This window comes from Pyxidicoccus trucidator, from assembly GCF_010894435.1.
Taxonomy (GTDB): domain Bacteria; phylum Myxococcota; class Myxococcia; order Myxococcales; family Myxococcaceae; genus Myxococcus; species Myxococcus trucidator.
Genome location: NZ_JAAIXZ010000017.1, coordinates 1 through 21997, shown reverse-complemented (window position 1 = coordinate 21997; position 21997 = coordinate 1). Strand labels below are relative to the sequence as shown.

General features: G+C 70.5%; 11 protein-coding genes and 1 pseudogene. 5 read left to right on the top strand and 7 right to left on the bottom strand.

Going from position 1 to position 21997, the window contains the following annotated elements:
* Positions 1-10: 10 nt before the first annotated feature.
* Positions 11-1678: a PhpK family radical SAM P-methyltransferase gene (locus tag G4D85_RS36275; RefSeq protein WP_164018685.1), complete on the bottom strand. Its 1668-nt coding sequence runs from the start codon at positions 1676-1678 to the stop codon at positions 11-13.
* Between the two features lie 217 nt (positions 1679-1895).
* On the opposite strand from G4D85_RS36275, the gene G4D85_RS36270 reads away from it, so the two are divergent.
* Complete coding sequence (locus G4D85_RS36270) at positions 1896-3197, top strand: MFS transporter (RefSeq protein WP_205525856.1); 1302 nt, start codon at positions 1896-1898, stop codon at positions 3195-3197.
* A 113-nt stretch (positions 3198-3310) separates the two neighbouring features.
* Here the strand turns inward: G4D85_RS36270 and G4D85_RS36265 are convergent, their stop codons facing one another.
* From G4D85_RS36265 to G4D85_RS36245, 5 genes and pseudogenes are all read right to left on the bottom strand, one after another.
* Positions 3311-5095 (bottom strand): B12-binding domain-containing radical SAM protein, encoded by a 1785-nt coding sequence (locus G4D85_RS36265; RefSeq protein ID WP_164018683.1) that lies wholly within the window; start codon positions 5093-5095, stop codon positions 3311-3313.
* Between the two features lie 19 nt (positions 5096-5114).
* Positions 5115-6092, bottom strand: coding sequence for a hypothetical protein (locus G4D85_RS36260; RefSeq protein ID WP_240359709.1), 978 nt, complete (start codon positions 6090-6092; stop codon positions 5115-5117).
* Between the two features lie 119 nt (positions 6093-6211).
* Positions 6212-7249 carry a pyridoxal phosphate-dependent aminotransferase gene (locus tag G4D85_RS36255; protein ID WP_164018682.1) on the bottom strand — a complete coding sequence of 346 codons (1038 nt, stop codon included), beginning with the start codon at positions 7247-7249 and terminating at the stop codon, positions 6212-6214.
* A gap of 23 nt (positions 7250-7272) precedes the next feature.
* Positions 7273-17154: a non-ribosomal peptide synthetase gene (locus G4D85_RS36250; RefSeq protein WP_240359708.1), complete on the bottom strand. Its 9882-nt coding sequence runs from the start codon at positions 17152-17154 to the stop codon at positions 7273-7275.
* 133 nt (positions 17155-17287) lie between these two features.
* Positions 17288-17590: pseudogene (locus G4D85_RS36245) on the bottom strand (LysR substrate-binding domain-containing protein); the annotation flags it as partial.
* A 105-nt stretch (positions 17591-17695) separates the two neighbouring features.
* On the opposite strand from G4D85_RS36245, the gene G4D85_RS36240 reads away from it, so the two are divergent.
* Complete coding sequence (locus tag G4D85_RS36240; RefSeq protein ID WP_164018680.1) at positions 17696-18577, top strand: hypothetical protein; 882 nt, start codon at positions 17696-17698, stop codon at positions 18575-18577.
* On the opposite strand, the gene G4D85_RS36235 is transcribed toward G4D85_RS36240, so the two are convergent.
* Positions 18567-19448, bottom strand: coding sequence for a LysR family transcriptional regulator (locus G4D85_RS36235; protein WP_164018679.1), 882 nt, complete (start codon positions 19446-19448; stop codon positions 18567-18569). The genes G4D85_RS36240 and G4D85_RS36235 overlap by 11 nt on opposite strands.
* Before the next feature lie 75 nt (positions 19449-19523).
* Here G4D85_RS36235 and G4D85_RS36230 point away from each other — a divergent pair, with 75 nt between their 5' ends.
* The 3 genes from G4D85_RS36230 to G4D85_RS36220 all read left to right on the top strand — a co-directional run bounded on the left by G4D85_RS36230 (position 19524) and on the right by G4D85_RS36220 (position 21750).
* A complete protein-coding gene (locus G4D85_RS36230) occupies positions 19524-20126 on the top strand; it encodes a cysteine hydrolase family protein (protein WP_164018678.1) in 603 nt (200 codons plus the stop codon).
* A 100-nt stretch (positions 20127-20226) separates the two neighbouring features.
* Positions 20227-21036, top strand: coding sequence for a sigma-70 family RNA polymerase sigma factor (locus tag G4D85_RS36225; RefSeq protein WP_164018677.1), 810 nt, complete (start codon positions 20227-20229; stop codon positions 21034-21036).
* Positions 21037-21153: 117 nt separating this feature from the next.
* The gene (locus G4D85_RS36220; protein ID WP_205525855.1) at positions 21154-21750 is read left to right on the top strand and encodes a superoxide dismutase; all 597 of its coding nucleotides are present in this window, start codon (positions 21154-21156) and stop codon (positions 21748-21750) included.
* The last annotated feature ends 247 nt before the right edge of the window (positions 21751-21997 follow it).

The following is a 21997-nucleotide window of genomic DNA, read 5'->3' as shown; positions in this document are numbered from 1 at the left end:
TGCCATCCTGCTAGCGCGCACCCAGGGAGGGCGCACCCCACTGGCGCACGTGCTCACGCATCTGCCGCAGGTAGCCTTCCTGGAGGGTGCGCTTCTCCTCCGGCGGCACGTAGGCGATCTCGAGCGCGAGGAGCCGATGCGCGAGCCGCATCAGCACGTTGAACTGGTCCAGCCCCATGCCCCTGCCGAGCATGTACGGGATGATCCAGAAATCGAAAGACCATTGCGGCAGCCACGTGGAGCCGTTGATCGTGAGGAACATCCGGTCGATGTGGTCCATCGCCTCCAGGCTCTCCATGGTGGCGTGCCGCCAGCTGAAGCCCTGACCGGAGATTCCATACTGCTGCCGCTTGGCGTCCACGGGAGTCCCTGGCTCGCAGTACCAGAGCTGGGCGCGGTAGTAGTCGGGCCGGGTCTGCTGGAGGAACTCGATGGTCTCCTCCACGGTCTCCTCCGTCTCGCCCGGAAAGCCGACGATGAACGAGGCGAAGGTCTGGATGCCGTGGCCATGCAGCCACTTCATCCCGTTGGCGTACTTCTCCACGCTGGCGGCCTTGTTCATGTTCGTCAGGATCCGCGGGGAGCCCGACTCGATGCCAAGGAACACACCCCGGCAGCCGCTGCGGGCCGCCAGCTCGACGGACTCCTCGTCCGCGTTGCTGCAGCGGAAGTAGGAGAACCAGTTGAAGCCGTACCGGCGCTCGATCATCAGCCGGCACAGCTCCTTGAAGCGCTTGAGCGGCACGTTGAAGGTGTCGTCGATGAAGACGACATTGCGCGTGCCCAGCTCGGCCATCGCGTCCAGCTCACGCCCGACGGCGTCGAGGCCCGCCAGCGTCAGGCTTCCCGCGCGCATGGGGTAGGCGCAGAACGAGCAGCTGTAGGCGCAGCTGCGGGCGGTGCGTGTCTGGAGCGTCGGCCCCAGCGGGGCGTCCGCCAGCGCGCGCCAGTCGATGGCGTTCTCGTCGAGCGGGTTGTTCTCCTCCACCCGGGGGTTGATCCGATAGCGCCCGGCGCGCACCGGGCCCCGCTCATCGACGTAGGCGAGGTTGGCCACCGAGGAGAGGTCACCGCCGTCCCGCAGGCACTCGACGAGCCGCGCCAGCGTCAGCTCGCCCTGACCCTCCACCACGTAGAGGTCGGCGCCCAGGTCGTCCAGCACCGTGGCCAGCTCGTCGCCCTGGTAGCGCCGGAAGTGGTTGGCGATGAGCGGGCCTCCCACGACGATGCGGACGTCCGGGTTGTGCTGGCGGATGAACTTCACCATGTCCACCACCGGCTCATTCAAGACGTAGAGCGTGGTGGTGATGGCGATGCAGCGAGGGTTGCGCGCGAGGAGCTCCGCCAGCGCGCGCTTCTCGTGCTGGAAAAGGTTGATGTAGCTGGCCTGGAGCCCCCTGCGGCGCAGGAAGCTGGTGAGGTAGACGGCCGCGAGGCTGGGAAGGTCTCCGGACAGGAAGTCGCGGTGTGGCTCCGCCGGGCCGAGCGTCTCCCGGTACACGTGATTCAGCAGCTCCGCGTAGGTCAGCTTCCTCCCGCCGATGTCGACGAAGCTGAACTTGAGATCCCGGTAGGCCTCCGAGTCCTGGCCGTAGCGCTGGAGGGTGGCTTCGTACTCGTCGAAGCGGGTCTCGTTGTAGCCGACGACGATGCAGTCGAGACGCTTTGACTCCGACATGAATCAATCCGTGGGCAGCGCCGGGCGACAGCCCGGAGACGAGGCGGAATCAAAGACAACCGGGGGTGGCATCGTCCCATAGATTCTGCATGGCTTCAACGGCGGGGGAGGCTGCCGAAGCGAGCCTGCCCGGCGGCCCCGCGATGGTCCTTCGAGTCGTTTGAAATGGACCTCCGGGGCGGAACCGGCAACGCTATGGCACTCGATGCGGACCTTCGTGATCGTCTTGCTAGGGCAGCTCGTCTCGCACCTTGGCTCGGCGTTCACGCAGTTCTCACTGAGCGTCTGGATCTATCAGCAGACCGGCTCCACCACGAGCTCCGCGCTCATCCTCCTGAGTGGCGCGCTGCCCGAAATCCTCCTGACGCCCTTCGCGGGCAGCCTCGCGGATCGATGCAACCGGCGGCTCATCCTGATGTGGAGCTCGCTCGGCGCCGCGGCCTGCGTGCTGGTGCTCGCGTGGGTGCTCTACACGCGTCCATCCGAGATGCTCTACGTGTACCTGGCGGTGGCGGGCTCCGCGTTGTTCGCGACGCTCCAGCCCCCGGCGTTCGTCGGGTCGGTCGCGTCCATGATTCCGTCCCGGCAGCTGGGCCGCGCCAACAGCCTCATCATGCTCGGCACCGCCGGTGCGCCCATCCTCGCGCCGTTCTTCGCCGGGCACCTGCTCGGCAGCATCGGGCTGTCAGGGGTGGTGTTGCTGGACCTGCTCTCGTTCCTGGTGGCCGCCGCGTGCTTCTTCTGCGTGCGCTTCGGCCAGGTGACCCCCGCCCCCGGCTCGTCCTTCAGGCCCGGGGTGATGCTGGCGGATCTCCGCCTGGGGATGCGCTACGTCGTGGCGCGCCCCGGCCTCCTGTGGCTGCTGCTGTTCAGCATGGTGCTCAACTTCAACACGGGCATGGTGCAGGCGCTGATCACGCCCGTGGTCTTGAGCTTCACCACCGCCGCCGTGTTGGGGCAGGTGATGTCCCTGGGGGGCATCGGCGCCCTCGTGGGCGGTGTGGTGATGAGCGTCTGGGGGGGGCCCAACCGTCGCATCCGCGGGGTGCTGGTCTTCTCGCTGCTCCAGGCGGTGGCGCTGTGCGCCAGCGGCCTCAGGCCGAGCGTGCCCCTGATCACCGCCTCCGCCTTCATCTTCCTCATGCTCTTCACGGCGCTGGCCGCCACCTATCACGCCCTGTGGCAGATCAAGGTGGGCACCGAGATCCAGGGGCGCGTCTTCGCGGTGCGGACCCTTGTCGGGCTCGCATTCACCCCCCTCGCCTACGGAATCGCCGGGCCGCTCGCCGACCATGTCTTCGAGCCCTTGCTGATGCCGGACGGCGCGCTCGCGTCCTCGGTCGGGGCCGTTATCGGGGTGGGGCCGGGGCGCGGCGCGGCGTTCCTGCTGTCGCTTGTGGGGCTGCTGGCCGGCCTGGTGGCGCTCATCGGGCTCGTCCAACCCCGCCTGCGCAGGCTGGAGGACGACCTGCCGGATGTGGAGCAACAGCCTGGGGCGGCGCACGGCAGCACGCCTTGAGCCCCTGAGCTCCCTGGCCCGCCTCCACCCGTTCGGTGGGAGGGGGAGGGAAGCGGGGGCCCACGCTCCGGGCGAGCGGAGGCGGCCCCCTCTGGAGCGCGAGCGGTGAGCCGCTACTGCACGTTGACCGCGGTCTGGAAGCCGCGGTTCTTCAGGTCGAGGATCAGCAGATCGAGCGACATGTTCTCGTCGTTCGTCGAGAAGATGTTGTTCTTCTGGAGGTAGCCGGCCATCTCGTTGATGAACTCGGCGATGTACTCCACCTTCTTCGGGTAGTCGTCCTCGTCCGCGTAGCCGAGGAGCGAGTCGAACGAGCTGGAGCGCTCGTAGCGCTTGCGGAAGGGGGACTTCGAGTAGTCCCGCGAGGTCATCTCGAGCGGAGTGAACAGCCGCAGCTCCAGCTTCCCGCGCACCGTGAAGAAGGGCCGGACCTTCTTCTCCAGCACGTTCTTGCGCAGGAAGTCGACGGTCATCTTGAGCTGCTCCACCGTCTCGCCGGGGTAGTTGTGGAACAGCATCAGCTTGTTCACGATCCCCTTCTTCGTGCTGAGGTCGAGGATCTCCTGCACCTTCCGGATGGAGACCCCCTTGATCATCTTCTTGAGGACCTCCTGTGACGCCGACTCCAGTCCCCACTCGACGACCCGGATGCCCGCCTTGTGCCAGAGCTCCAAAATCCGCTCCTCGGTGAACTGGGGCTCGAACCGGGCGTAGGTCAGGATGTTCACGTCGAGGTTGCGCTTGATGAGCTCCTCGGCGATCGCCGTCCCCTCCTGGACCTCCAGCATGTCATCCACGAAGTGGAAGAAGCGCGTGTTGTAGCGCTTCACCAGGAACTCGATGTTGTCCACCGTCTTGACGGCGTCGTTGCTGTAGTAGCCGGAGTACGTCTTGTAGTGGTTGCAGAAGGTGCACTTGGCGAAGGCGCAGCCGCGCGACGTGGACAAGGGCAGGGTGGGCAGGAGGAACTTGTCCAGGTCGTAGTCGTCGAAGTCCGGGCGGAACGTCGACAGGCGGATGTCGTACTTCGGCTCGTTGACCTGGATGTTCCCCTGGGCGTCCCGGTACACGAGGCCGTCAATCTGCTCCAGCGGCTTGCCTCGCAGGAACTCCAGGAAGGTCGTCTCCGCCTCCTTGAGGAAGGCGAAGTCGATGTAGTCGTGCCCCTCGAGGTATTCCTCCTTGAAGGTGGAGGCGTCCGGCCCGCCAATCACTATCTTCCCGTCGCCGAGCAGCGGCTTCAGGTTCCGCGCGAACCAGAGCGTGGCCTTGCGCTGGATCTGGATGACGGAGAAGCCCACCACGCGCGGCTTCAGCTCCGCCACCTCCAGGACCTTGCGGTGCAGGAAGTTCGTCACCGGGTTGTCGAGCTCGCCGCCGGCCTCCGCGTACGTGAGCGCCAGGTCGATGACGATGTGCAGCATGCCGGTCAGGACGAAGATGAGCGTCGCGATGCCGCTCTCCTCCGTGCTGCAGAACACCTGCTCGTACGCGCGGGCCTGCAGCTTCTTCTTCGTCTGCTCGACCCTCGCGAAGCCGATGTGCTCGTCGAGGTAGTGCAGGTACACCAGCGCGTTGCGGATGCGATCGAACTCGGCCGGGCTCCCGATGTGCGCCTTGGCGAGCCCTGGCAGGAAGCGGTAGGCGAGGTCCTTCAGCATCTCCTCGGTGAGGAGGAAGTCCCGGAGCAGCACGTTCACGTCCTGCTGCTTCACCTTCAGGAAGTTGCGGCGCAGGGCCGCCGTCAACGTGGGCACCGCCAGGTGCGGGTAGTCCATGTTGTGGTTTGGCATCTTCAGCAGAACCACGTCCACGCCGCGTGCACCGCCCTGGGCACGCTGGGCGCTCGATACGTCGGTGGAGGCGCTGCCCTCGCCTGCTTCGGTCTCGTGAGACATCGCACACCTCTCCTGCTGCTCAGTTCTTGCGCTGCTCGTCCTTCTCGGCTCGCAGCGACTGACTCTCGAGGATCCACTTGTTGTCGACGAACACCGGAGACTGGCACTCGTAGGTATCCGCGATCGAGTCCAGGTCGAACTCGAGCACCACGTTCTCGCTGCGGTGCCGCCACTCGCTGTAGTGGTGGAGGGACGCGTACCGCTCCAGGAACACGCTGTCGAACGTGGCGACCCGGGCCTCGATGGCCTCTCCCGCGCCGTAGCTGGTGCGCAGCTCGGCCAGGTCCTTGTCGATGGAGGGCTGGCGCGTGATCTTCCCCAGGTGCCAGAGCTCCTTGAGCGCGTAGAAGTGCTTCATGTAGCCGCCGCGGCTCAGGTTGACCGCGTCGTTCAGCTGCGGCCACTGGGACCAGAGCAGGGCAACGCAGTCCGCCAGCCGCGTGGGCGCGTCTCCCCCCGTCATGAAGGGGATCTCAATGACGGGGAACTTCTCCAGCAGCGCCTTGTCCGCGGGCTCTCCGGTGGACAGCTTCCGCAGCTCCTGTGAGAGCTCCGGGAAGGTCTCGACGGGCCGCTCGGCGGTGATGCTGAAGCGGTAGTCGATGATGTGCTTGCGCAGCGTCGCCGCCGAGGTGCGCATGGCGGCGACCAGCCCACCGAACCCGTTCGCATCGCTGAAGTGTGGCATCAGCGCGAGCCGGGGGAGGCGGCAGTCCAGGCCGGTGATGAACGCGACGAAGTCGTCGCTGAGCGGCTGCGAGGCCAGGACCTTGAAGTTCGGGTCGGACTTCTGGGAGTTCTTGCGCTCCCGGAACCCGGTGATGACGGACTGGATTTCCCCCCGCGTCCGCTCATCGTCCTGCGCCACGCAGAGGTAGACCGTCAGGTGCGCGTAGCGCGTGCCATTGTACCAGTCGAGCTCCCGCTCGACTTGCGCCGCCAGGCTCGCGCCATCCGAAGCTGGCAGGACAAATTCGACAATCCTCTTACGCAGCATCTGACCTCTGTGCGGTTCCCAGGGGCAAAAATAGCCGATTGCGCAGGCCAACCTCTACCCGCTTACATGAATTCCACGAAATCCAATAAGCCAAGCTTCACTTACGGCGATGTAGGGAATCAACCCGCTACGGGCGGTCGGCCGTCGCTTCCCAGCAGTGCCTGCAAGGCTTCGAGCAGGCGGTCGACGCCTGGGGCGGGCGGCACGGTGATGCGGAGGTGGTTGCGCACTGCGTCCTTCGGGAAGCGGCGCACCGCAATCCTCCGGCCCGCCAGGCCCTGCTGCAGCGCGGCGGCCTCGCGCGCGGGATGCCGCGCCAGGACGAAGTTGCCGTGGGAAGGCCGCACCTCGAAACCGAGCGCGCGCAGCGCGGTGACCATCCGCTCGCGGGAGTCGTGCAGCTGCCGGGCGAGCTGAACGAAGTGCTCGCGCCGCGCGAGCGCCTCGAGCGCGACCGCCTGCGGGAAGGCGCCGACATTGAAGGCGTCCTTGCGCTGGAGCAGCTCGGCGACGAGCGCGCGGTCGCCGATGCAGTAGCCGACGCGCGCTCCCGCCAGCCCATAGAACTTGGAGAAGCTGCGGACGGTGACGACGTTGGCGCGCACCTCGCGCGGCAGCGCATTGCCCGCGATCTCTCCGTAGGCGTTGTCCCAGACGAGGAACGAGCCGGGGGCGTGGCCGAGGGCGAACACCTCCTCGGCGCGGACGGCGTGGCCGGTGACGGCGTTGGGCGAGTCCACCACGGACAGGCACGGCCCCGGGGGAGGCTCCACCCGGCCGGTGGAGAAGGTGCTTCCAGGCAGTGTCTCGAGCCGGTAGCCCAGGCGGGCCGCCAGCAGGCCGTGGATGGCGTAGCCGACATCCTGGAGCCACATGGCCTCATGGGACGGCCGCAGGTAGCGCAGCAGCTCGGAGAGGACCTCGTCCGAGCCATTCCCCACGAAGATGTTCTCCGCGGCGACGCCATACAGCTCGGCGAGCTGCTCGCGCAACAGGAGCGACGTCGGGTGGGGGTACGCCGAGAGCGTCACCTTCGCGAGCGCTCGCCGCGCCAGTTCGTCGAGCATCGCCGGCTCGGCGAACAGGTTCTCGTTGCGGTGCAGGGCGAGCCAGCCGTCCCCCTCGAGGTGCACCCCGGGGTCATAGGTCACGGTCATCAGCGGCCTCCGTCCGGGCTCATTCAGCGCTCCTCCCCCTTCGGGGGCACGTTGAGCGGCCTGGGCTTGATGGTGCGCAGCCTCTCGAAGTCCGAGGTCCTCCGCTCGGTCTGGGGCTGGAGCTGAGGCTGGGGCGCGGGCACCGGCGGGCCGACGCGCGACGCCGCGCCGGAGACGAGCTCCCCCAGCAGGCCCTCGTACTGCTGGTGCATCCGCGTGACGGTGGCTTCCTCGAAGAGCTCGGCGGCGTAGCTCCAGGTGACGGTCAGCCCGCCGCCGTGCTCCTGCAGGATGACCACGAGGTCGAACTTCACCCGATCGAAGTTCGGCTCCACCTCGCTCAAGGTCAGGTCCTTCAGCCGCAGCGCGGGCAGGGGCGCGTTCTGGAGGACGAAGAGCACCTGGAACACCGGGTTGTGGCTCAAGGACCGTTCGATTCCGAGCTCGTTCACCACGCGGTCGAAGGGGACGTCCTGGTGGTCCTGGGCCGCGAGTGTGATGGCGCGCACCTGGTCCAACAGCTGCGCGAAGCCCATGTCCCCGCGCACCTGGCACCTGAGCGCGAGCGTGTTCACGAAGAAGCCGACCAGGTCCTCGGTGAAGGGATGCGTGCGGTTGGCGAGCGGCGTTCCGACGACGAGGTCCTCCGCACCGGTGAGGCGGTGCAGCAGCGCGTAGAACGCGCACAGGGCGGTCATGAAGAGGGTGGCCCCCGAACGCTTCCCGAGCGCCTCGAGGGCAGCGGTCCGGCCCTCGTCGATCCGGCCCACCACGAGCTTGCCGTGGTGGCTCGGCAGCTCGGGCGGCGGGAAATCGAATGGCAGCGAGAGCCGTGGCGGCGCGCCCGCCAGGTGCTGGCGCCAGTACTGGAGCTGGGACTCGAGCATGGAGCCCTTGAGCCACTCCCGCTGCCACCAGGCAAAGTCGGCGTACTGGATGGGCAGCGGTGGCAGGGGGCTCTCCCGGCCGGTGCTGAAGGCCTCGTACAGGGCGGTCACCTCCCGGAAGAGGACGCCCAGCGACCAGCCGTCCGAGACGATGTGGTGCAGCGTCAGCAGGAGCAGGTGCTCCCGGTCGTCCAGCTGGAGCAGCCGGACCCGCAGGAGCGGGGGCGCGTCGAGCGCGAACGGCTGCTCCGCCTCCTGACGCTCCAGCTCGCGGGCTCGCGGCTGGCGCGCCGGGGGCGGCAGCGCACGAAGGTCCTCGACGGGGATGCGGAGCGTGAGCCGCGGCTCCACTCGCTGGGCCGGGGTTCCGTCTCGCGACACGAACGCGGTGCGGAGCACCTCGTGACGCTCGAGGAGCGTGTTGAAGCACTGCTCGAGCACCCGCACGTCCAGCTCGCCGGTCAGGCGCAGGGCTCCAGGGACGTGGTACGCCGCGCCGTGCGGGTCGAGCTGTGCGATGAACCACAGCCGCTGCTGGGAGAAGGACAGCGGCATCGCGCCCTCGCGGGGCACCGGGGAGAGGGGACGCGTTGCGGCCGGCACCGACGCTCGCGCCGCATCGATCCGCTCCGCCAGCGCGGAGATGCTGCCCGCCTCGAAGAGGGTCTTCAGCCGCAGCTCGACCCCGGTGGCCTCGCGCACCCGGGAGAGGAGCCGCGTGGCCATCAGCGAGTGGCCGCCCAACGCGAAGAAGTTCTCGTGCAGCCCGATGCGGGCCACTCCGAGCAGCTCGGACCAGATTGCCGCGAGCGTCGCCTCGGTGCGGGTGCGCGGCGCGAGCGCCGCGGGGTCATTCGTGCCCGCTGGGAGGGGCTCCGCGGCGAGCGCGCGCCGGTCGACCTTCCCATTCGGAGTCAGGGGAAGCGCCGCGTGGAGCGCCACCGCGCCTGGAACCAGGTGCCCGGGCAGCCGCTCCGAGAGGAAGGCGCGCAGCGCCTCGGGGGTGACCGCGGAGGCGTCTCGCAGGACGACGTGCGCCACCAGCCGCCGGGTGTCGGCGCGGTCTCCCACGGCGACGACCGAGGCGTCGCGCACCGCCGGGTGTCCCAGCAGGGCGGTCTCTATCTCCCCCGGCTCGACGCGGAACCCGCGAATCTTCACCTGCTGGTCGACGCGCCCGAGAAAGTCGAGGCGTCCGTCGGCGCGCCAGCGGGCCCTGTCTCCCGTGCGGTACATGCGGGCGCCGGGCTCGCGGCTGAAGGGATCTGACAGGAACCGCTCGGCGGTCAGCTCCGGCCGGCCGAGATAGCCATGGGCCAGGCCATCCCCCGCGCAGTACAGCTCTCCGGGCACGCCCACTGGCACGGGCTCGAGCGCGGCATCCAGCACGTAGACCTGGGTGCCCGTAATCGGCGCGCCAATGGGAACCGGCGCCTCCACCTCGGCGGGAGACGCCATCGGGTGGCAGCAGGTGAACGTGGTGTTCTCGGTCGGCCCGTACCCGTTGATGAGCCGCAGCCGCGGGTGCCGTTCGAGCACCCGGCGCACGTGCTCAGGCGACAACACGTCACCGCCGGCGAGCAACTGCCGCACCGTCCCGAGCGCCTCGAGCTCCCGCTCCACGACGCTGTGGAAGAGACCGGCGGTCAGCCACAGGCTGGTAACCCGGTGCCTTGCCAGCACCGGCCCCAGCGCCTCGAGCGCCGCCGCGCCCTGCTCGGGGAAGAGCACCAGGCGGCCGCCATTGAGCAGCGGCCCCCAGATCTCCAGGGTCGCGGCATCGAAGGCTGTCGGCGCGAGCTGGAGGAAGGCGTCGTCCGCCGTCAGGGTGAGGTAGTTGGGCCGGCTCACGAGGCGGATGACCGCCCGGTGGGGGACGCAGACGCCCTTGGGCCGGCCCGTGGAGCCGGACGTGTACATGACGTAGGCGAGGTCCTCCGCCATGACGCCGCTCGGGAACCGCTCACCCGGGCGCACGGCGAGGGACGGCCCGAGGGTGTCGAGCGGCAGCGGTCCTGCCTCGGCGCCTTCCAGGGCTGGCAGCAGGGACGTCTCGGTGAGCACCCACCGCGCGCCCGCGTCCGCGAGCACCCGCGCCAGGCGCTCCGGCGGATGGCTGGGCTCGAGCGGAAGGTACGCGCCGCCCGCCTTCAGGATGCCGAGCATCCCGATGATCAGCTCGAAGGAGCGGTGGAGGCAGAGCCCCACTGGCGGCATCCCGGGCCCGACCTCCAGACCGCGCAGGTAGCGCGCGAGCTGGTTGGCGCGTCGGTCCAGCTCCCGGTACGTCAGGGCCTGCCCTTCGAGCTCGACCGCGGTGGCGTCGGGGGTCCGGTCGGCCTGGGCCTCGAAGGCCCCGGAGAGCGACGCGTCACGCGGGACGCCCTGGCCCGTGCTGTTCGCCGCGGAGATGAGGGCCTGCTCCGCCTCGGTGAGCAGGGGGAGGCGGGCCAGGGGCGCGTCAGGCCGGGCCAGCGCGCCCGCGAGCAGCCGTTCGAAGTGCTCGGCCATGCGGCCGACCGCCTTGTCGTCGAGCAGCGCGGTGTCGAACTGCCAGCTGGCAATCCACGCGTCGCCCCGCTGGAAGACTTCCAGGAGCACGTCGAACTTCGCGTGCGCGGGGAGCGGCTCGTCCAGGGTGGCGTGCACCCCCGCGAGCGCGACGTGGGCCTCGGGCGCGTTCTGGAGCGCGAACATGAACTGCAGGAAGGGGGGACGGCTGGAGGCACGCGCCAACCTCAGGGCCTCCACCAGCTTCTCGAAGGGCAGGTCCTGATGTGAGAAGGCGCCGAGGGCTCCCTCGCGGACGCTCGCGAGCCACTGCCGGAACGAGCTTCCCTCGGCCCCCCGTGTCCGCAGCACCAGCGTGTTGACGAAGAATCCCACCAGCGGCTCGAGCGCGGCGTGCGTCCGGTGGGCCACGGGCGTGCCCACGACGAGGTCCCGCTCTCCGGTGTAGCGGTGCAGCAGCGCCTGGAACGTGGCGAGCAGGGCCATGAACGGCGTGGCCCCCTCGCGGCGGCAGAGCGACTCGAGGGAGGAGATCAGCGGCCGGGGCAGCGCGCGGCGGACGGCGCCACACGGGCCGGGCGCGGCGGTCCGCGGCCCCCGTGCGAGGGGGAACTCCAGCTCCGTCGGCGCTCCCTCCAGGGTCCTCCGCCAGTACGTGAGCTGCCGCTCCAGCACCGCGCCCTGAAGCCACCGGCGCTGCCACACCGCGAAGTCGGCGTACTGCGCGCCCAGGGCAGGCAGCGAGGCCGCGCGCCCGTCCTTCCGCGCCTCGTACAGCGCGGCCAGGTCGCGGAAGAGGATGCCGAGCGACCACGCGTCGCAGACGATGTGATGCAGGACCACGACCAGCCGGTGTTCCTCGTCCGCGAGGCGGAGCAGCCGTGCGCGCAGCAGCGGCGCTCGCTCCAGCGCGAAGGGGCGTGCCACCTCCGCGAGGGTGAGCTCCTCCGCGCGCGCCTCTCGTGCCGCGGGAGGCAGCGAGCGCAAATCGTCCAGCGGGAGTGGGACTGTCGCCGCTGGCTCGATGAGCTGGAGGGGCTCACCGTCGCGCTCGACGAAGCGGGTGCGCAGGAGCTCGTGCCGGCGGAGCAGCTCCGCCAGGGCGCCCTCGAGGGCGGTGGGCTCGAGCGGGCCCGACAGCCGAAGCACCCCGGGCTCGTTATAGGCGGCGCTGTCTGGCTCCAGCCGGGCCAGCAGCCAGAGCCGTTGCTGGGCAAAGGAGAGGGGGAGGGGGACGTCGCGGGGGACGGGGACGAGCGGCGGGGCCACGGCGGGCCGCGCACCCGCGCGGGCCTGCTCGAGCCGGGCGGCGAGCGCGGCCACGGTGCCTTCCTCGAACAACGCCCGGACGGGCAGCTCCACCCCGAACGCGTCGCGGATGCGCGAGATGACCTGCATGGCCAGCAGCGAGTGGCCGCCCAGCTCGAAGAACCCCTGGTCGACGCCGACGCGCTCCAGGCGCAGCACGTCCGCCCAGATGCCGGCCAGCACCTCCTCCGCCGCGGTCCGCGGCGCCAGGCCCGCGTCGGGAGCATCGGGCTCCGGGAGCGCGCGCCGATCCACCTTGCCCGAGGAGTTGTAGGGGAATGCCTCGAGCCGCACGAAGTGGGCGGGCACCATGTACGGGGGGAGCCGCGCGGCCAGGTGCGCGCGCATCCCCGAAGGAGTCAATTGCGGAGGTGCCACGGCGTAGGCGACCAGCCCTCCGGGCCTCCCGGGGGCCTCGGTGCGCAGCAGGACGAGGGCGTCGCGGACGCCCTCGCACGTCCGGAGCGCGGCCTCGAGCTCCCCCAGCTCGACGCGAAATCCGCGGACCTTCACCTGCGCATCGGCGCGGCCCAGGAACTCGAGCACCCCGTCGGCGCGGACGCGGGCCAGGTCCCCGGTGCGGTAGAGCCGTGCGCCGGGCGTCGTCGCGTGCGGGTCTGGCACGAAGCGCTCCGCGGTCAGCGCGGGGTCCCCGAAGTACCCGCGCGCCAGCCCCTCACCCGCGAGCCAGAGCTCTCCGACGCCGCCGGTCGGCACGGGCTCGAGCCGCCCGTCGAGCACGTAGGCCCCCATGGTCCGCAACGGCCGGCCGATGGGCACCTCCTCCAGGTCCTCCGCCAGCTCCGCGGGGAGGTCGAAGGACGTGGCGGACACGGTCCCCTCCGTCGGGCCATAGACGTCGATGAGGCGAATGGACGCGGGGGCGCGGCGGTGCCACTGCGACACCCGCTCCGCGTGCACCCGCTCACCGGCGACGATGAGCAGCCGGAGCGACGGGGGCAGCGCGAGGCCCTGCTCCTCCAACGCGGCCGTGAGCGTGTGCCAGAACGCGGTGGGCAGATCCAGCACCGTGGCGTCCCACCGCCGGCAGCCCTCGAGGAAGGCTTCCGCGGTCGCGAGCATCGCCGCGTCTCGCAGGACGAGCGTGGCGCCCGTGGCGAGTGCAAGGAAGATCTCCTCCACGCTGGAATCGAAGCTGAGCGAGTTGAACTGGAGGATGCGGTCCGCCGCGCTGATTTCAAAGAGCGCCCGCTCCGCGTGGACGAGGCTGGCGAGGGCGCGGTGGCTGATCATCACGCCCTTGGGCCGGCCGGTGGAGCCGGACGTATAGATGACGTAGGCGAGGTTCTCCGGGGTGAGCGTCGAGGGCGGCGGCTCGCGGCGGACCTCTTCCGCGCCCCCCACATTCACCACCGCCACGTCGTGGCCGGAGAAGAGCGGCGCATGGCTGGCCCCGATGATGGCGGTTCGGATGCCCGCGTCGGTGAGGACGTCCCCCAGCCGCGCCGCGCTGAACTCGGGATCGAGGGGGACGTAGGCTCCGCCCGCCTTGAGGACTCCGAGCACCGCGATGATCTGCTCGAGCGACCGCTCCAGGTAGATGGCCACCGGGACTTCCGGTCCAACGCCGAGCGCACGCAGCCGCCAGGCCAGCGCATTGGCACGCGCGTCCAGCTCCGCATACGTGAGCGCGCCAGCGTCGGACAGGACCGCGAACGCTCCTGGAGCGCGCTGCGCCTGCGTCTCGATCCATGCCTGGACGCACGCCGGGGCGGGCGCCTCCGCGGGCCGTCCCCACTCCAGCAGCCGTGCCCGGTCCGCCGCCGAGTCGATGGGCAGTGCGGCCAGCATCGCCTCCGGCCTGATGACTGCGCCGGCCAGCAGGCGCTCGTAACGCTGCAGCAGCCGCTCGGCCGTCCCGGGCTCGAACAGGTCCGCGTTGTACTCGAGCGTCACGTGGAGCCGCCCCTCGACCTCGGCGACGGCGAGGCTGAGGTCGAACTGGGCGGTCCCCGCATCCAGCTCGATGGACTCCATGGCCAGGCCCCCCAGGGCCAGGCGCGCGCCGCCTACCCCCAGGGCGAGCGGGGCCAGGCCCTCCTGGCTCCGGAGCGGGAGCTGCTGGAGCGCGAACATCGTCTGGAAGAGGGGAGAACGGCTCGCGTCGCGGGCGGGGGCCAGGCGCTCGACGAGAACGCTCAGCGGCAGGGCCGCGTGCTCCAACGCCTCCCGGACGGTCCGGCCCACCTCCGCCACCAGCGCCCGGAACGGGAGGTCCGGCGACAGCTCCACGCGGAGCACCACGGGGTTCACGAAGTAGCCCACGGTCTGCGCCTGCTCCACCCGGTCTCGCCCGGCGGTGGGGGTGCCCACCCAGAGCTCCCGCTGCCCGTTGTGCCGGTGCAGCAGCGACGCATAGCCCGCCAGCAACGCGGCGAAGACGGTCGTGCCTTCATCCCCCGCGAGCCGCTTCAACCGCGCGGTGAGCTCGGGGGCGAGGAGCCGCTCCCGCCGTCCACCGCGGTAGGTCTGCACGGGCGGGCGACGGTGATCCGCCAGGTGCTCGAGCACGGGCGCCGGTCCCGTCAGCCGCTTCCGCCAGTAGTCCCACAGGCGGGCTCCGCGCTCTCCCTCCAGCTCACCACGCTGCCGGTGGACGAAGTCGACGTATGAGGCGCCCGCCTCGGCCAGCTCCCCACGCGCACCGCGCAGCGCCGCCGGGTACGCCACCGATAGCTCACCGGCAAGCTGCCCGAGCGACCAGAGGTCCGCCACCAGGTGGTGCACCACCACGAGCAGCGCGTGCTCGCCTCCCTCCCGTGGATAGAGCCGCACGCGCAGCAGCGGCCCTCGCTCCAGGTCGAAGGGCCTCGAGGCCTCTTCCCGCAGGGCCTGCCGGAGCGCCTCGTCCCCCCCCGGGGGCGCCGCCCGCGGCTCCAGGTCGAGCGCGCCACTGGCATGCAGCCGCTGGAAGGGTTCTCCGCCCGCCGCGTGGAAGGTGGTGCGCAGGGCTGGGTGGCGCTCGATGAGCTGCAGCACCGCGCGCCGGAACGCGTCCGGGTCGAGCGGCTCCAGCACGCGAAGCGCGGCGGCGATGTGGTACGCGGCGCTGTCGGGCGCGAGCTGCTGCAGGAACCACAGCGCCCGCTGACCATGGGAGAGGGGAAAGTCACCCGTCGCCGGAGCCGCCGCCCCTGGCGTCGTCTCGAGGTCCCCGCTCGCCGCGAGTGCCGTCTCGACCTCGGTGACGAGCTCCTCGAGGCTGGCGCCTCGCAGCAGGCGCGTGAGGGGCACGGTCGCCTTCAGGCGCGCCTGAAGCCGATGCTGGAGCTCCACGCTCGACAGCGAGTCGAGCAACAGCGGCTCGCTGGCCTCGGGGGCGGGATGGCCCAGGACGCGCGAGACCTCCTCCGCGACCGCCTGACCCAACGGAGAGAGGGGGGCCCGGGCCGCTTCGAGGCCGGGCGCCGCGGAGCCATTTCCAGCTGCCCCGGACTGCGTGAAGCGCGCCAGGGGCTGGAGCTCTCCGGCGACGAATCCGGCGCGGCAGGCATGCCGTTGGATCTTGCCGCTCGAGGTCTTGGGCACGGTGCCCGGCTCGAGCAGCTCCACGGCGTGGACGGCCAGCTCGTGTTGCAGGGAGACTGCACGGCGGATCGCCTCGAGCACCTCGTCGAGGCCGTTGCCCGCGAGCTTCGCGGACACCTCGTACACGATGACGAGCCGCTCTTCGCCGCCCGCTTCCACCGAGAACGCGGCGCCGGAGCCGGGACGGAGGGCGGGATGGCTTCGCTCGACGGTGCGCTCGATGTCCTGCGGGTAGTGGTTGAGGCCGCGGATGATGAGGAGGTCCTTGGCGCGCCCTGTCACGAAGAGCTCACCGTCCCGCACGAAGCCGAGATCTCCGGTGCGCAGGAAGGGCCCCCCACCTGAGCCGCGGAGCGTGGCGTGGAACGTCCGCGCGCTGGCCTCCGGCTGGCTCCAGTACCCCTCCGCGACGCTCGAGCCGGAGACCCAGACCTCACCGACCGTCCCATCGGGAACGGGAGCCCGCAGCTCGGGCTCCACGATGAGCAGCTGGCCATCCAGCGCGTTGCGGCCGGAGCTCACGAGCGCCTGGGCGTCCGCCAGTCCCGGCGCTGCTGGGACGGCCTGGCCCCGCTGGAGCGAGGCGCCCTCGAACAGCTCCACTCGCGGCGGTCTGCCGACCTCGCCTCCGGCCACCAGCAGCGTGGCCTCGGCCAGTCCATAGCAGGGGAGGAAGGTCTCGCGGCGGAACCCGGACGGGCCGAACGTCCGCGCGAAGTTCTCCAGCGTCTCCTGGCGGATCGGCTCGGCGCCGTTGAACGCCACGCGCCAGGAGCGCAGGTCCAGCTCAGCGCATTGCTCCGGGCTCACCTTGCGCACACACAGCGCGTAGGCGAAGTCCGGCCCGCCGCTGGTGGTGGCGCGGTAGCGGGAGATGGCCCGGAGCCACCGGAGCGGCTGCTGCAGGAAGTCCGCGGGCGACATCAGCACGGCCGGGTAGCCCGTGTAGAGCGGCTGGAGCAGGCCGCCGATGAGCCCCATGTCATGGTAGGGCGGCAGCCACGTCACCACCCGGCTGTCGCGCGTCTGCTGGAAGCGGATGCGGATCGCCTCCAGGTTCCGGAGGAGGTTGCGATGCGTGAGCATCACCCCCTTGGGCAGGCTGGTGGACCCGGAGGTGTATTGGAAGAACGCCCGAGCCGCTCCGGTGAGCGCGGGCGGCGCCCACGTCTCCGCGGCGCGATCGTCGAGCGTGTCGGTGGCAATCCACGCCAGCCGCTCCAGCTCGGGAGCGAGCGGGAAGAACTGGCGCAGCAGCTCCAGGTGCTCGGTCCGGATGAGCCCGGCGGTGGCCTGCGCGTCCAGCGTGATGGCCTGGAGCCGCGCGAGCGAGCGATCATGCCGTGGCGGGTAGACGGGCACCGCCACGACGCCGGCATAGAGGCACCCGAAGAAGGCGGCGATGTAGTCGAGCCCGGGGGGATAGAGGAGCAGGACGCGCTCACCGGGGGCCAGCTGGCTCAGCCCGGCCGCGATCATCCGGGCGCGGCGATCCAGCTCCGCGCAGGTCAGCCGCTCCTCCTGCTCCTCTCCATCCACGAGGAAGGTGTAGAGCGTGAAGTCCGGTTCCAGGCGAGCGCGCTCGCGCAGGAGGTCCACGAGGGTGGCGCTGGCTCGCGCCGGATCGTTGCCGTCGCTCATGGCTTCCATGGTAGCCGGTATCCAGCGCAGTGTGAGCAGGGAACGAAACGCCCGTGAAGGGTGGCCACCAGGGTGATGGCTGCCGGCACGCCCACCCTCTGCTGCCGCGCGAACGGGACCTGCACTTTCTGGCGAGAGCCAGCCCGGGCGTCACGTAGGCCTCGAGCACCCGCACGAGCCGCCCGCTCTCCAGTTGCTGCTGCACCGCCGGCTCGAAGGCGTACGCCAGGCCCAGGCCCCGCTCGGCCAGGGACAGCATCGCCTCGTTGTTGTTGATGACGATGCTTCCGCGTACCGGCACGCGCCAGTTCCTGCGGCCGCGCTCCAGCTCCCAGGCGTAGAACGCGCCCGTCTTCTCCAGCCGGAAGCTGAAGCACTCGTGGCGCAGCAGGTCCTCGGGGCGCTGGGGCGTGCCGTGCTTCGCGAGGTAGCTGGGGCCTCCCATCGAGCATGCGCTCCCGGAGGGGGCGCGCGCGCCGGAAGTGCGTGCCGCTGTAATGCGGCCCGCCCCGCTGCGTCTTCACGGATGTCCCATACACAAGGAGTTCCCATGGACCGCACCAAGCTCAGCCTCAGCCAAGCGCTTATCCATCTTGCGCTGGTGGGCGCCTTCTTCCCCGCGGGCGTCCTTGCCGACACGACTGCTGCGCGCGCCGCCGCCACCGCGAGCTCGCACGCGCACCACGCCCAGGAGGGCACCGACATGTACCGCACCCACTTGCAGATGCACCCCGCGCCGGCCCAGGCCGGCCAGCCGGTGTCGCTCACCCTCACCGTCCGGGATGGGGAAGGGCGCGCCGTGTCGCGGCTCACGCCCTCGCACGAGAAGCCCATGCACCTGTTCGTCGTCTCCAGGGACCTGCGCCACTTCGCGCACGTGCATCCGTCCCTGGCCGGCGAATCCTTCCGTGTCCAGCACACCTTCGCGGCGGCAGGGGAGTACACCCTCTTCGTCGACTACCAGCAGCCGGGTCGCGGCCAGGTGGTGGACCGGCACAGGGTACACGTCGAGGGCGCCGCGCTCCCGGTGGCCGCAGCGCTGACGGAGTCGCCCAGGACGCAGCGCGCAGATGGACTCGAGGTGACGCTGCACAGCGACGCGGAGATTCGCGCAGGCGAGGCAGCCATGCTGCACTTCGACGTCACCGACGCGGCGACGGGCAAGCCGGTGGTGGACTTGGAGCCCTACCTGGGCGCGATGGCGCACTTCATGGTGCTGAGCGCCGACGGGCAGGACTTCGTCCATGTGCATGCCCTCGACACCCGCGGCAGCGCCTCGCGAGTGTCGGCGCATGCGGTGTTTCCGCGCTCGGGCCTCTACAAGCTCTGGGCGCAGGTGCAGCGCCATGGCCGGGTGGCGACGGTGCCATTCGTCGTGCGTGTGGACGACGCCGAGGCACGCCCCAGACAACCGCAGGCCGTCATGGGCTGATGGGCCCGAGCCGCTCCTGCTCCGCCTCGAACGCGGCGACCACGGCGTCGATGAGGGCGCGCACGCGCGGCACGTCCTTCAGGTCGCGGTGCACCACCAGCCAGGCCTCGCGCACTGGCGGAGGGGCGGGCGGCGGCACGGCGATGAGGCCGCCCTCCTCCTCGGCGAACCAGCGCGGCACCAGCGCCTTGCCAAAGCCCGCCCGCACCGCGGCGAACTGCGCCGACAGTCCGTTGGCGCGCAGCGCCACGCGCGCGCCCGCCGCGTGCCGGGCCAACCATTGCGCTTCTGGCAGGTGGGCGAAGGAGTCGTCGAAGCCGACCCAGGCGGACGCATCGCCGCCCGGCGCCACGTAGACGCCGTAGGCGATGGCGGTGAGGCGGCGGGTGACCAGCTCCCCTGCCTGCGGCCGGGCGAGGCGCACGGCCACGTCGGCCTCCCGCCTGGCCAGGCTGAGCGAGCGTGGATCGCTCAACACCTCCAGGTCGATGCCGGGATGGCGGTGATGGAAACCCGCGAGGCGCGGAATGAGGAAGCGCTCGGCGAATCCCTCCGTGGCGGTCAGCCGCACCGTGCCTGTCAGTCCGGCCTCCTGGCCTGCGCGGCGCAGGATGGCCAACGCGCGCTCGTCCATGCCCGCAGCCAGCTCCAACACCGCCGCCCCTTCCGCGGTGAGCGCGTAGCCGTCGGCGCGGCGGTCGAACAGGGCGCGGCCCAGCGTGTCCTCCAGCGCGGCGATGCGGCGGCCGACCGTAGCGTGGCTGACCTTCAGCGCCCGCGCCGTCGCCGACAGACTGCCCGCCCGCGCCAACGCCACGAAGACGCGCAGGTCCTCCCAATCCAGCGGGCCTGCCCGTTTTTGAACAGTCACTGCGCGAAGATAGCGGAAGCCTGTGCGTAGATGAACGGGTTAATGAAGGGGCGGACACCTACCCAGGAGCTCTCCATGACCACCCCTCGCACCCTTCTTTCCATGGCCGGCGCGCCGACCCACCCCGCTCCTTTCGACCGCGCGGCGCTCGTCATTGTCGACGCCCAGATGGAGTACACGTCCTCCGGCAACCTGCCGCTGTCCGGTGTCGATGCCGCCGTGGCGGAGACGGCGCGCCTGCTCGAGCTGGCCCGCCGCCAGGGCACGCCCGTCTTCCACGTCGTGCACCACAGCGCCGTCGGCAGCCCTATTTTCGATCCGCAGGGGCCTGGCAGCGCCATCATCCCCGCCGTGGCCCCCAGGCAGGGCGAGGCGGTGGTGACCAAGGGCCTGCCGAACTCCTTCGCCGGAACCGACCTGCACGCGCGCATCCAGGCGACCGGCCGGACGGAGCTGATCATCGCCGGCTTCATGACACACATGTGCATCTCGGCCACGGCGCGCGCGGCGCTCGACCTCGGCTACCGCAACACGGTGGTGGCGGCGGCCACCGCGACGCGCGACCTGCCCGGTCCCATGGGCGGCGTGGTGCCGGCGGCCGAGCTGCAGCGCAACGAGCTGGCGGCGCTGGCCGACATGTTCGCCGTGGTGGTGAAGGACTGTGGGGCGTGGGGGTAGGGATTCTGTGTGAGTGACTTGGATGGCCAGGAGGGCATCCTGGCGACCGAGCGTGCTTGCGATGGAAGTGACGGATGCGTGAGGAGGATGCGCGCGGGTGATGTCGACGCGAACCGATGAGCAGCTGATGGAGGCCGCGCGCGCTGGTGACGGCAAGGCCGTGGATGAGGTCCTCGCCCGCCACGAGAAGCAGGTGTACCGCTTTGGCCTGCGCATGTGCGGCTCGGAGGAGGACGCCAAGGAGGTGCTCCAGGAGACGCTGCTCGCGGCCTTCCGAGGCATCCATGCGTTCCGGGGTGACGCGGAGCTGTCCACGTGGCTGTACCAGGTGGCCCGCACGCACTGCTTCCGCCTGCGCCGCCGCCGCGTCGGAGCGCCCGAGGAGTTCCAGCCCCTCGACTCTCCCGAGGCCACCCACGTCGCCGCGGAGGAGGCGACGCCGGAAATGGCCTCCCACGCGCGGCAGATGGGGGCGGTGTTGCAGGCGGCCATCCTCGCGCTGCCGGAGGCGCAGCGGGAGGTGCTCATCCTCCGGGACGTTGAGGGGCTCACGGCCGAGGAGGCGGCGCGGGTGGTGGGAATCGAGGTGCGGGCGCTGAAGAGCCGGCTGCACCGCGCGCGCCTCCAGCTGCGCGAGCACCTCTCCACCCTCATGGGGGAGGGCGCGCAGGGGCAGGACCCGGGGTGCCCGGAGCTGGCGCAGGAGCTGTCGGCGTTCGCTGCGCAGGAGGTGGACCAGGCCACCTGCGCGCGCCTGGAGGACCACCTGTCGCGCTGCCCGCGCTGTGCCGAGGCGTGCGACTCGCTCAAGCGCACGGTGTCCCTGTGCCGGCGCATCCCAGGGGATGCGGTGCCCGCGCCCGTGCGCGCGGCGGTGCGCCAGGCGCTGTCACGCGCGCTGCCCGCCTGAGCCCGCCAGCTCGAATCCTTCTCCATACCCATCGCATGGAGAGCGACACCTCGTCGCGAAGGTCGCCGCCCCCGAGCATCAAGTGGATGGTGGGGCCCTTCGAACTGGTGGCACGCGGTGGCGCCGCTACCCTTCAACCCGGCGAAGCTCAAGGGGCTCTCGGCGAAGCTCCTCCGCAGCCACCACGAGAGCAACTACGGCGGGGCGGTGAAGAACCTCAACAAGGTGGAGGAGGAGCTGGCGCGGGTGACGAAGGACACGCCGGGCTTCCTCTTGGGCGGGCTGAAGGAGCGGGAGCTGACCTTCACGAACTCGATGATCCTCCACGAGGCGTACTTCGGGAACCTCGGCGGGGACGGCAAGGCGAGCGGTGCCATCCAGAAGCTGCTCGCAGCGGCGCACGGGGACTTCGGCCGCTGGGAGGAGCAGTTCCGGGCCACGGGGGCCAGCCTGGGCGGAGGAAGTGGCTGGGTCATCCTCACGTACAACTTCCACTCCGGTCAGCCGCGGACCTACTGGAGCGGCAACCACTCCCAGGCCCTGGCCCAAGGCCACCCGCTGCTCGTCATTGACATGTACGAGCACGCCTACCAGATGGACTCCGGCGCGGCAGCCGCCCGCTACATCGACGCCTTCTTCCAGAACGTGAGCTGGGATGTGGTGAACACCCGCCTGGAGCGGGCCCAGAAGGCCGCGACAGCTCTTCGAGGATGAGTTCCCACGACACAAGGTTGGCGCCGAGAACGCCCTCGTTCAGGCTGCACCAGAACCCGGAGGACAGGAACGTCGTCGTCCAGTAGCGCTCGCGGACTCCCTCGATGGCGCCCTTGTAGGCTAGTTGAACTGCGCGAGATGCGGGTATGCGGCCTCATCGCATGGGGTTGCGGACGCGGTGGCGGGGAGGAGCGCGCCGTCCGTGTGCGCGCCAGTGGCCTCGGCGCGCTGACTCGTTGCGCTGCGC